This is a genomic window from Streptomyces sp. NPDC006463, from assembly GCF_042870715.1.
GTDB lineage: Bacteria > Actinomycetota > Actinomycetes > Streptomycetales > Streptomycetaceae > Streptomyces.
Genome location: NZ_JBIAHP010000006.1, coordinates 164,265 through 175,564, shown reverse-complemented (window position 1 = coordinate 175,564; position 11,300 = coordinate 164,265). Strand labels below are relative to the sequence as shown.

General features: G+C 74.0%; 8 protein-coding genes and 1 pseudogene. 4 read left to right on the top strand and 5 right to left on the bottom strand.

Going from position 1 to position 11,300, the window contains the following annotated elements:
- Positions 1–18 precede the first annotated feature (18 nt).
- From ACFYOB_RS13655 to ACFYOB_RS13635, 5 genes are all read right to left on the bottom strand, one after another.
- A complete protein-coding gene (locus tag ACFYOB_RS13655; RefSeq protein ID WP_388559134.1) occupies positions 19–1,137 on the bottom strand; it encodes a DegT/DnrJ/EryC1/StrS family aminotransferase in 1,119 nt (372 codons plus the stop codon).
- On the bottom strand, positions 1,134–1,904 hold the full coding sequence (locus ACFYOB_RS13650; protein ID WP_388559131.1) for a NeuD/PglB/VioB family sugar acetyltransferase: 771 nt from the start codon (positions 1,902–1,904) through the stop codon (positions 1,134–1,136). The genes ACFYOB_RS13655 and ACFYOB_RS13650 overlap by 4 nt, the downstream gene beginning before the upstream one ends.
- Positions 1,901–3,055, bottom strand: a complete 1,155-nt coding sequence (locus tag ACFYOB_RS13645) for a DegT/DnrJ/EryC1/StrS family aminotransferase (RefSeq protein ID WP_388559128.1) — start codon at positions 3,053–3,055, stop codon at positions 1,901–1,903. The genes ACFYOB_RS13650 and ACFYOB_RS13645 overlap by 4 nt, the downstream gene beginning before the upstream one ends.
- Positions 3,052–4,047 (bottom strand): NAD-dependent epimerase/dehydratase family protein, encoded by a 996-nt coding sequence (locus ACFYOB_RS13640; protein WP_388559125.1) that lies wholly within the window; start codon positions 4,045–4,047, stop codon positions 3,052–3,054. Before ACFYOB_RS13640 ends, ACFYOB_RS13645 begins: the two co-directional genes overlap by 4 nt.
- Positions 4,048–4,135: 88 nt before the next feature.
- A complete protein-coding gene (locus ACFYOB_RS13635) occupies positions 4,136–5,218 on the bottom strand; it encodes a Gfo/Idh/MocA family protein (protein WP_388559122.1) in 1,083 nt (360 codons plus the stop codon).
- A 318-nt stretch (positions 5,219–5,536) separates the two neighbouring features.
- On the opposite strand from ACFYOB_RS13635, the gene ACFYOB_RS13630 reads away from it, so the two are divergent.
- The 4 genes and pseudogenes from ACFYOB_RS13630 to ACFYOB_RS13615 all read left to right on the top strand — a co-directional run bounded on the left by ACFYOB_RS13630 (position 5,537) and on the right by ACFYOB_RS13615 (position 11,273).
- Positions 5,537–6,418, top strand: a complete 882-nt coding sequence (locus ACFYOB_RS13630; RefSeq protein ID WP_388559119.1) for a glycosyltransferase — start codon at positions 5,537–5,539, stop codon at positions 6,416–6,418.
- Positions 6,419–6,530: 112 nt separating this feature from the next.
- Positions 6,531–7,811: pseudogene (locus tag ACFYOB_RS13625) on the top strand (MFS transporter); the annotation flags it as partial.
- Between the two features lie 524 nt (positions 7,812–8,335).
- Positions 8,336–9,349: a TolB-like translocation protein gene (locus ACFYOB_RS13620; protein ID WP_388559116.1), complete on the top strand. Its 1,014-nt coding sequence runs from the start codon at positions 8,336–8,338 to the stop codon at positions 9,347–9,349.
- A 100-nt stretch (positions 9,350–9,449) separates the two neighbouring features.
- The gene (locus ACFYOB_RS13615) at positions 9,450–11,273 is read left to right on the top strand and encodes a VanW family protein (RefSeq protein ID WP_388559113.1); all 1,824 of its coding nucleotides are present in this window, start codon (positions 9,450–9,452) and stop codon (positions 11,271–11,273) included.
- Positions 11,274–11,300: the final 27 nt, after the last annotated feature.

Here is an 11,300-nt window from a genome sequence, read left to right as displayed (position 1 = left end):
TGGACCTCATTTTTTGCGTCAGCGCAGGGCGTCGGTGAGCGCGTCCACGACCCGCTGCTGCTGAGCAGCGGTGATCTGGGGGAAGAGCGGGAGGGAGAGCATCCGGTCCGCGGCGAGTTCGGCGTGCGGGAAGTCCCCGTGGCCGTGGCCGAGGTGCGCGAAGGCCGGGGTGAGGTGGACCGGGGCGGGATAGTGCACGCCCGCGCCGATGCCCTCCGCGTTGAGTTTGCCGACGACGGCGTCGCGGTCGGCTCCGGCGGTGAGCCGGACGACGTACAGGTGCCACACGTGGACGTTGCCCTGCGCCGTCACCGGCAGGATGACGCGTCCGGCGGCCGCCAGGTCGCCCAGCAGCCCGTCGTAGCGGGCGGCGGCGGTCCGCCGGGCGGCGTTCCCGTCGGCCAGCCGGGCCAGCTTCGCCCGCAGGACGACGGCCTGCAGACCGTCGAGCCGGCTGTTGAACCCGGCCACGTCGTGGCGGTACTTGGCGACGCCGCCGTGGTTGGCCAGCGCCCGTATCAGGGAAGCCGTCTCCTCGTCGTCGGTCACCACCGCGCCCGCGTCGCCGTAGGCGCCGAGGTTCTTGCCCGGATAGAAGCTGGTCGCGGCGATCCCGCCGCTACCGGGGGAGCGGCCGTCGCGGGTCGCGCCCTGGCTCTGCGCGGCGTCCTCGACGACCTTCACGTGGGCCGGCAGCTGCGCCACCAGCTCCGCGGCGGCGGCGCACTGCCCGTACAGGTGGACCGGGACCACCGCGCGCGTGGCCTTCCCGACGGCGTCCAGTGCGGCCCGCGGATCCATCAGGAGACTGTCGGGGAGGCAGTCGACCAGGACCGGCCGGGCCCCGATCCGGGCGGTGGCGCCCGCGGTGGCGATGAAGGTGTTGGCTGGCAGCACCACCTCGTCGCCGACACCGACCCCGACGGCGCGCAGCGCCAGTTCGAGCGCGTCGGTGCCGTTGGCGACGCCCACGCAGTGCCCGACCCCGGCGAATTCGGCGTACTCGCGCTCGAACGCGCGGACCTCCTCACCCCCGATGAAGGCCGTGTCGGCCAGCACGCGGTCGAATCCTGCCCGCAATTCGTCGGCGACCTCGGCGTGCGCCGCCTTCAGGTCGACGAGCGGTATCTGGTTCATCCGACGGTGCTCCCCATCCGTGTCTCCGGCCACCGGCCGGTCTCGTTGCCGTCCGCCCGCAGTTCGTCGAGCGCCGGGCCGTCCGCCGCGCGCAGCCGGCGGGCCGGGCTGCCGGCCCAGACCTCGCCGGGCGGCACATCGGCCAGGACCGTGCTTCCCATACCGGTCAGCGACCAGGCGCCGACCTCTCTGTACTCGCGGACCAGCGAGCCCGCGCCCACGTACGCCCCCCGCCCCAGCCGCACCCCGCCGCCGAGGCGGACCCCCGAGGCGAGCGTGGCGAAGTCCCCGACCCGGTCGTCGTGGGTGAGGACCACCTGCGGCATCACCGCCACGTGGGACCCGACCCGGACGGCGGCGGTCAGCACGCAGTGCGCGAGCAGCACCGAGCCCCCGCCGAGGACCGAGGTCCCCGAGACCACCGCCGTGGGGTGGACCACCGTCGCGTACCGGCTCGTGGGCAGCCCGAGCCGGCGTACCAGGCGGGCCCGTACGGCGTAGTCGCGCGGACTGCCCACGCAGACCACCACCCGGGCGGCCGTCAGCTCGTGCACGAGGTCGCAGCCGCCCAGTACCGGCACACCGTCGACCTCGCGGCCGTGCAGGGCCGGATCGTCGTCGAGGTGCCCGGCGAGCCGCCACCGCGGGGCGCGGCCGTGCGCCGCGTCCGCGGCGCACGCGTCCCGGACCGCCTGGGCGGTCTCCCGCGCGAACCCGCCCGCGCCGACGATCAGCAGGTCGTCGGCCTGGTCCCAGGGCCCGTTCATCCGCCGGCCCGTTCGCGGAGCACCGCCACCACCCGGTCCTGCTGGGCGTCCGTCATAGTGTGGAACAGCGGCAGGATCAGCGAGTCGCGGCTGATCCGCTCGGTCACCGGCAGTGGCGCCGCGCCGTGCCCCGCGTACGCCGGCTCCAGGTGCGAGGCCATGATCCCGCGCCGGGCCGAGATCCCGGCCGCGGAGAGCACGGCGAGCAGCTCGTCGCGGCCGACCGGGAAGTCCTCGGCCAGCAGCACCCAGTACGACTGGAAGTTGCCCTGACCGTGACCCGGGTCCGTGACCGGGGTGAGACCGGGTACCGCGCGCAGCAGCTCCGCGTACCGGGCGGCCAGCGCCCGCCGCCGGGCCACGATCGCGTCCAGCTTGCCCAGCTGCACCAGGCCGACCGCGGCCTGGATGTCGGTCATCCGGTAGTTGTAGCCGACCTCCAGGTAGCTCTCGACGATCGGCTTGGCGCTCGCGTGCCGCTGCGCGGCGGACACGTTCATGCCGTGTTCGCGCAGCCGCCGCAGCCGCTCCGCCCACTGCGCGTCGTCCGTGGTCAGCATGCCGCCCTCGCCAGTGGTGATCACCTTGCGGGGGTGGAACGACCAGGCGGCGAGCAGCGCGCCGTGGCCGACGGACTTGCCGCCCACCGTCGCGCCGATGCCGCAGGCGGCGTCCTCCACCAGGGCGACGTCCCACTGCGCGCACGCCGCGCGCAGCGCGTGCACGTCCGCGGGCACCCCGCCCTGGTGGACGGCGAGCACCGCCTTCGTCCGGGGCGTGCGGACCGCGTCCACGGTGGCCGGGGTCAGATTGCCGGTGGCCTCCTCGACGTCCGCGAACACCGGCCGCGCGCCCACGTAGCGCACCGCGTTGGCCGTGGCGATGAACGACAGGGAGGGGACGACCACCTCGTCGCCCGGCCCCAGGTCCAGCGCGATGAGGGCCAGGTGCAGGGCGGTGGTGCACGAACTCACCGCGATGCCGTGCTCGGCGCCCACCCGCTCCGCGAAGGCCCGCTCGAACTCGGCGACCCGCGGGCCCTGGGCGACCCAGCCGGAGAGCACCGCGTCGGCCGCGGCCTTAGCCTCCTCCTCGCCCAGCCACGGCACCATGACCGGGACACGGGCCGGGGCGGCGTCCGCGACGCTCATCGGCCGGCCTTCTCGGCGGCGGCGTCGGCGGCGCGCTCGGCCCGCCACCAGTCCACCAGGTCCCGCAGTCCCCGGCGCATGTCGATCTCCGCGGTGAAGCCGAGCCGGCGCGTGGCCAGCGAGATGTCCGCGAGACGGCGGGTCACCCCGTTCACGGCGCGGGCCGGCCCGTGCACCGGCGCCAGCCCCTGCGCGCCCATCGCCTCCAGCAGCCCGAGCGCGAGGTCGAGCAGGCTGGTCTCGGTCGCGCTGGCGATGTTGAACACCTCGTCGGTCAGATCCGACTCCGCGGCCAGCAGATTGGCCCTCGCGATGTCCCTGACGTCGACGAAGTCCATGGTCTGCGTGCCGTCACCGAGGATCAGCGGCGGCTCACCCGCGGCGATCCGCTCCATCCAGCGGATCAGCACCTCGGTGTACAGGCCGTGGATGTCCATCCGGGGCCCGTACACGTTGAAGTAGCGCAGCGCGACGTAGTCCAGCCCGTACATGGCGTGGAAGCTGCGCAGCACGCCCTCGTTGAAGGCCTTCGCGGCCCCGTAGAAGGTGTCGTTGTTGTACGGATGGTGGAGCTCGGTGGTCGGGAACGTATCGGCGAGCCCGTAGACCGAGGCCGAGGACGAGGCGATCACCTTGCCCACTCCCGCGGCCGCCGCCGACTCCAGCACGTTGAACGTGCCGTCCACCAGCACCTCGTTCGCCAGCCGGGGCTCCTCCGCGCACTGGGTGATGCGGATGGCGGCGAGGTGGAACACCAGGTCGGCGCCCTCCGTCGCCTTGCGCACCGTGGCCACGTCGCGGATGTCGCCCTCGACGACCTCCACCACGCCGCTCGGCAGGGCGCGGGCCAGGTTGGCGGCCCGCCCCCGCACGAAGTTGTCGAGCACCACGACCTCGCGTGCCCCGTTGTCCACCAGGAGGTCCACCACGTGCGAGCCGATGGTGCCCGCTCCGCCGGTGACCAGAATCTTCTTGCCTCGTACGCTGCTCAACGCCCTGCCCCCACTGAGTCGGTCATGGTCTTGCGTGCGATCGGCCTGCGATCGCCGTGCCGGCGGGCCGCGCCCGGCCCGTGGACGGTCAGCGCCCGGTGCGCAGTCCGACGACCGCCCCGCGGAACTCCAGGCTCCGGGAGGCTGCTTCGAGGATGTCCAGCACCTGCAGTCCGGCGCGGCCGTCGGTCAGCGCCGGCCGACCCGTCCTGATCGCGGCGGCGAACTCCTCGACCATGCTGCGCAGGGCCTCCTTCTCGCCGAGCGCGGGCGCCACCATGTCGCCGCTCCGGTAGGAGACGAGCATGTCGCGGCGCTCGTCGGCGCCGATCTCCTGCGGGGCGGTCAGGTCCACCCCGCGGTCGAACACCGCCACGCGCTGGACGGGGTTGAGGTCGTCCCACACCAGGGTGCGCTTGGACCCACCGACCATGGTGGTCCGTACCTTCGTCGGGGACAGCCAGTTGACGTGTACGTGCGCGATCGCGCCGGTGTTGAGCTGGAGCGTCAGGTAGGCCACGCAGGACTGCCCGGCCCCGATCGGGTCGGCTCCGTGCGCGGCCACCGCGACCGGCCGGACGTGGTCCGGGAGGATGAAGTCGAGGACCGAAAGGTCGTGCGGGGCCAGGTCCCACAGGACGTCGACGTCCTTCTGGACGAGCCCGAGGTTGATCCGGACCGAGTCGAAGAACTGGATGTCGCCGAGTTCGCCGGAGCGGACCATCTCCCGGATGCGGCCCACGGCCGGGGTGTAGCAGTACGTGTGGTCGCACATCAGCGTGAGACCGCGCTCCTCGGCCTCGGTCACCAGCCGCAGCCCGTCCTCGTACGTGGCGGCCAGCGGCTTCTCCACGAGGACGTGCTTTCCGGCGCGCAGGGCGGCCAGCGCCACGTCCAGGTGCGTACCGGCGGGGGTGGCCACGGCGACCGCGTCGACGTCCGGGTCGGCGAGGACCTCCGCGTAGTCGGAGGTCGCCCGGACCGTCGAGTACCCGCCGAGCACCTGCCGGGCCCGGTCCTCGTTCAGGTCGCAGAGCCAGCGGAGCCGGAACTCCGGTGCGGACTGGAAGTTGCGGACGAGATTGGGGCCCCAGTAGCCCGCGCCGACCACGGCGACGCCTAATGCCTCGGTGGCCCCCCGGCCGGCGGCGTCCTTCGCAGTGTCCTTCACAGCGTTCCCCTTCGCTCCGCGAAACACGCCGGCTGGCGTGTCGACAACTCATGGCCGGGGCGCGTGTGATGGAGGGGAAACACCGTCGACGGCGGACCGGACGCCCCCGCGTCCCGTGCGTGACCCGCTCAACGGTGATGGCCCCCCACAACCGATGCTCTGCGCTCTGCGTAATGCGTACTTCAGCCCCCCGGCCGGCTGCGTGTTCCCCCAAGCAGCCGAACCTGTATCGCCGGCCAATCTAGTCCACCGGGCGTACGGCCGGGGAGAGTTGACGGAATCACCCGGCGCGGGTGTTCGAGCGTGCATACTGCCCGGGTGACCAGCATCGTGATACCGGCCCACAACGAGGGCCGGGTCATCGGCCGCCTCCTCGACGCGCTCCTGGCCGACGCCTCCGCGTCCGGGCCCGACATCGTCGTCGTGTGCAACGGCTGTACGGACGACACCGCCGAGGTGGCGTCCGCGCGCGGCCCTCGGGTACGGGTGGTCGAGATCCCGACCCCTTCCAAGCACACGGCCCTCCGGGTCGGTGACGAGCACGCGCGGGGCTTCCCCCGCCTCTACGTGGACGCCGACGTCGTCGTCGGGGCCGCCGACGTACGGGCCCTGGCCGGCGCGCTCGCCGGGAGTCCTGACCTGCTCGCCGCCGCCCCCGGCCGGGACATCCCGCTGACCGGCTGCGCATGGCCGGTCCGGGCGTACTACCGGGTGTGGCAGCGGTTGCCGGCCGTCCGCGAAGGCCTGTTCGGCCGGGGGGTCATCGCCGTGTCCGAGCCGGGGCACGAGCGGCTCGCCGCTCTGCCCCCGCTGATGGCCGACGACCTGGCCGCGTCGCTCGCCTTCGGGCCGGGGGAGCGCCTGGTGGTCGAGGCCGCCCGGGTCGTCGTCCATCCGCCGCGCACCTGGTCCGACCTGATCAGGCGACGGATCCGCGCGGCGACCTCCTCCGCCGAGTACGAGCGCTTCCAGGCCTCACTACGGGCCGACGCCCCGGCTTCGTCGTCCGTGTCGTCCGCGCCGTCCGCCCGCACCGGCTCGGCCGATCTGCGCGCCCTGCTGCGGGCCCAACCGGGGCTGCTCCCGGGGGTGGTGGTCTTCGTCGCGGCGGCACTCGCCGCCCGCAGGGGTTCCCGCAAGGCCATTCGCGATCAGGACTTCTCCACCTGGCTGCGGGACGAGAGCAGCCGCCAGAACTGAGCCGGTGATCGGCCGGATCGCGGCGAACCCCCCACCGTTGGCCCGTACAACCACTATGTTTCCACTCGCACGTTCGAGTGTCCGAGACCCCCGCCACCGGGAGCGCCTGAGCATGTACCTCGCGGACCGCTCCGCCCCCGCCGGGTCGAAGACCGCGCCGGACCGCGGACCCGGACGGACCCCCGCGGTCGCCTCCGCCGTCCTCGCGCTGGGCACGGTCAGCCTGATCACCGACATCTCCTCGGAGATGGTCACCGCCGTGCTGCCCCTGTACCTGGTCGCGGGTCTGGGCCTGAGCCCCCTCGGCTTCGGCGCGCTCGACGGCGTGTACAACGGGGTCAGCGCCCTGGTGCAGCTGACCGGCGGGCACCTCGCCGACCGGGTCCGCAACCACAAGCTGATCGCCGGCATCGGCTACGGCCTGTCCGCCCTGTGCAAGCCGCTGCTGCTGCTCGCCCACAGCCTGGGCCCGGTGGGTCTGGTCCTCGTCCTGGAACGCACCGGCAAGGGCCTGCGCACCGCGCCGCGCGACGCGCTGATCTCCCTGTCCACCCCGGCCGAGTTACAGGGGCGCGCCTTCGGTGTGCACCGGGCCATGGACACCACCGGAGCCCTGCTCGGCCCGCTCGCCGCCTTCCTCATCCTGAGCGTGGCGATCGACGGCTACGACGCGGTCTTCGGCGTCAGCGCGTGCGTCGCCGTACTCGGCGTCGTGGTGCTCGTGCTCTTCGTACCGTCCGGTGGCGGCGATGCCCCCCGGCCCAGGCCCCGGCCCAGGCCGAAGGGCGGCGCCGGCCCGGAACCGGCCCCCGTCGGCCCGCGCGAGGCACTGGCCCTGCTGCGCCTGCCCCGGCTGCGCGCCCTGGCGGTCTGCGCCGCCCTGCTGGGCCTCACCACCGTCAGCGACGCCTTCGTCTACCTGCTGCTGCAGGAGCGCGCCGGCATCGGCGAGCGCTGGTTCCCGCTGCTGCCGCTGGGCACCGCCGCCGTGTTCCTGCTGCTGGCCGTCCCGGCGGGCGCCCTCGCCGACCGGATGGGGCGCCGCACGATGTTCCTCACCGGGCACGCCCTCCTGCTGGCCGGGTACGGGCTGCTGCTGTGGTCCCCCGACTCGCCGGCCCTGCCCTGCCTCGTCCTCGCGCTGCACGGCATGTTCTACGCCGCCACCGACGGGGTGTTGCCGGCGGCCGTCGCCGCCACCGTGCCCCGGCAGCTGCGGGCCACCGGCCTCGCCCTGGTCGGCACCGGCCAGGCGCTGGCCCGCTTCGGCTGCTCGCTGGCCTTCGGCGGCGCGTGGACGCTCTGGGGCGCCGGGCCGGCCCTGTCCCTCGCCGCGGCGGGCCTGCTCTGCTGCGCGGCCGTCGCCGGGTTCGTCCTGCGTCCGCCGGCCCCGGCCGGCACCGCCCCGGACCCGGCCGACCCGACGGACGCCCCGGCCGACACCGCCCCGGACCCGGCCGACCCGACGGACGCCCCGGCCGACACCGCCCCGGCCGGCACCGCCCCGGACCCGGCCGACCCGACGGACTCGGCCGACCCGACGGACGCCCCGGCCAGCACCGCCCCGGACCCGGCCGGTCTGACCGACCCGGCCGACCCGACGGACGCTCCGGAGGGCACCGCCCCGGACCCGGCCGACCCGACAGACTCGGCCGACCCGGCCGACCCGACGGACGCCCCGGCCGGCACCGCCCCGGCCGGCACCGCCCCGGACCCGGCCGGTCTGACCGACCCGGCCGACCCGACGGACGCCCCGGACGGCACCGCTCCGGAGGGCACCGCCCCGGCCGGCACCGTCCCGGACCCGGCCGGTCTGACCCACCCGACGGACGCCCCGGACGGCACCGCCCCGGACCCGGCCGACCCGACGGACCCGACCGACCCGACCGACCCGCTCCCACGCCCGCGAGGAACCCGATGACACTGTCGCGCCGCCTGCTCGTACTCGCCGCGGCCGTGCTGCTCCTCGGGGCTCTGGCCACCGCACTGGTACTGCGCGCCGCCGCGCGCGGCGAGGCGCCGCAGCCGGGCGGCCCGGCCGTCGCCGCGGGCAGCGTCACCCTCGGCCCGCAGGACCGGCTGACCTTCCTCAACGGCGCACCGGGCCCGCACCGCGGCGCCCTCGCCTCCGTCCCGGCCGGGACCCCGCAGGCCGCGCGCACCGTCTCCGACCTCACCTGCCAGCGCTTCCACGCCGCCGCTGGCACCGGCGTGTGCCTGCGTTCCACGCCGGGCGCGCTCGCCCAGGACAACCGGGCCCTGATCGTCGACGCCGACCTGCGCACGCTGCACAGCTTCCCCCTCGCGGGCACGCCCAGCCGGGCCCGCGTCTCTCCCAGCGGCCGGTTCGCCGCCTGGACCGTCTTCGTCGCCGGAGAGTCGTACGGCGCCGCGTTCTTCTCCACCCGTACGGCGATCGCGGACACCCGCAGCGGAGCCCTCGAACCCGACCTGGAGAAGTTCACCATCTCCATGGACGGCCGGGAGTACCGCTCCGGGGACGTGAACTTCTGGGGTATCACCTTCTCCAAGGACGACGACACCTTCTACGCCACCCTGGGCACCGCGGGCCAGACCCACCTGGTCAAGGGCTCGATATCCCGGCGTACGGTCACCATCCTCGCGCAGAACGTCGAGTGCCCGTCCCTGTCGCCGGACGAGACCCGGATCGCGTACAAGAAGCGCGTGCAGCGCGGCGCGTCGCTGTGGCGCGAACACGTCCTGGACCTGGCCACGCTCCGCGAGCACCCGCTCGCGGAGAAGCACAGCGTGGACGACCAGGCCGTCTGGCTGGACGACCGGACCCTCGCCTACGGCCTCCCGGCCGAGGGAGCCCCCGACACCACTGACCTGTGGACCGTTCCCGCCGACGGGAGCGGCACGCCCCGCCTGCTGGCGCCGGGCGCATCCTCCCCGGCCCGACTCGGCTGATCTTGGTCCGCTTCGTGACAAGAGTTACATCCGCCCCCGAATGACCCGTTTTCCATGAATCATTATTTCCCGGAATCGTCGTATACCGGCCGGGAGAGACATGGGACGCGCAGGCAGCTGGATGGGTGACTGGCGGATCGCTCTGCCGGTGGCAGGCGGAGCAGTCGTACTCGGACTGGGCGGCCTCTACGTCACCGGGCTCGTGACCGGCGGCGACATCGAGGCCGGCACCCGGGTCCACGGGGTGGACATCGGCGGGATGAGCCGTGCGCAGGCACGTCAGGCGCTCACCCGGGAGCTCGGCCCCACCGCCGCGGCGCCGGTCGCCATGCAGATCGGCGACCGGGTCGAGAAGGCCGATCCGGCCGCGCTCGGGCTGTCACTCGACACCGCCGCGACCGTCGACCGCGCCGCACGCAAGGGCTACGGCCCCGTCACCGTCATCGGCGGTCTCTTCGCCTCCGCCAGCAGGGACATCGAGCCCGTGGTCCGCGTGGACGAGGCGGCCGGCCGCGCCGCGGTCGACCGGATCGGCCGGGCCGCCGGGCAGCAGGTCCGCGACGGATCGATCGCGTTCGAGAAGGGCACGGCCAAGGCCGTCGCTCCGCTGACCGGCGTCTCCCTCGCCGGGGACCGCGCCGTCGACACCCTCCGTGCCGCATACCTGCGGGCGGGCGCCGGCCCCGTCGTGATGCCGGTCGAGCGCACCCAGCCGCGCGTGGGGGCCGAGGAGACCGGACGGGCCATGCGGCAGTTCGCGGAGCCGGCGATGTCGGGGCCCGTCACGCTCACCGTCGCCGACAGGCGCATATCCATAAGCCCCGCCGTCCTCGGCAAGCACCTGGCGATGAACTCTGACGACCAGGGCCGCCTCGTGCCGTCCCTCGACTCCAAGGGCCTGCTCGCCGAGCCCGCGGTGGCCCGCCCGGTCGAGGACGCCACCCAGGCCCCGCGCGACGCCGCGCTCGGCCTCGCCACGGACGGCCGCGTGGTCCTCGGGGACCACGGCCGTGCGGGACGCCAGGTCACGGAGGCGGCGCTCCGCCGGGCCGTGCTGCCGCTGCTGACCCGCTCGGGCGCGGCCCGCAGCGGCGAGGTCGCCACCGTGGCGGTCCAGCCGGACCTCACGAGCGCCGAGGCCCGCCGGCTCGGCATCAAGGAGAAGGTCTCCTCCTTCACCGTCGCCTTCCCGGCCGCTCCGTACCGCACCACCAACATCGGCCGCGCCGTGGAGCTCATCAACGGCTCCGTGGTCCTTCCGGGGCAGGAGTGGAGCTTCAACCGGACGGTCGGTGAGCGCACCCCGGAGAACGGCTTCGTCGACGGCATCATGATCAATAACGGCCAGTACGTGAAATCGCCCGGCGGAGGCGTCTCGGCCGTCGCCACCACCATGTACAACGCCATGTTCTTCGCCGGCCTCAAGCCCGTCGAGCACGGAGCCCATTCCTTCTACATCGAGCGCTACCCCGAAGGCCGCGAGGCCACCGTCGCATGGGGCACCCTCGACCTGCGCTGGATCAACGACTCCGGGCACCCCATCTACATCCAGGCCGAGTCCACCGACACGTCGCTGACCATCACCCTCCTCGGCACGAAGAAGTACGACGAGGTCAAGGCGACCAAGGGGCCGCGCACCAACATCACGCCACCCGGCAAGCGGACGGGCAGCGGACCGACGTGCGAGGTCCAGACCCCGCTCGAAGGCTTCGACGTGTCCGTCGGCCGTGTCTTCGTCCAGGGAGGCCGGGAGGTCAAGCGCGAGGAGTTCAAGACCCACTACACGCCGCGCGACGAGGTCACCTGCACCCCCGAGGGCGCGGAGACCCCGAAGGCCGGAGAGGCCCCGAAGACCGGGCAGACCCCGCAGGCCGCGAAGACCGCCGGGACCGCGCAGACCGGCCGGGCGGGCGTGAAGGTGTGAGCCGACGGGTGACCGTCCGGGTGCGAA

What these genes read in the sequence shown, in the direction of transcription:
- ACFYOB_RS13650 (WP_388559131.1), bottom strand. Translation starts at nt 1,904, where the DNA reads ATGAACGGGCCCTGGGACCAGGCCGACGACCTGCTGATCGTCGGCGCG.
- ACFYOB_RS13615 (WP_388559113.1), top strand. Translation starts at nt 9,450, where the DNA reads ATGGGACGCGCAGGCAGCTGGATGGGTGACTGGCGGATCGCTCTGCCG.
- ACFYOB_RS13620 (WP_388559116.1), top strand. Translation starts at nt 8,336, where the DNA reads ATGACACTGTCGCGCCGCCTGCTCGTACTCGCCGCGGCCGTGCTGCTC.
- ACFYOB_RS13645 (WP_388559128.1), bottom strand. Translation starts at nt 3,055, where the DNA reads ATGAGCGTCGCGGACGCCGCCCCGGCCCGTGTCCCGGTCATGGTGCCG.
- ACFYOB_RS13655 (WP_388559134.1), bottom strand. Translation starts at nt 1,137, where the DNA reads ATGAACCAGATACCGCTCGTCGACCTGAAGGCGGCGCACGCCGAGGTC.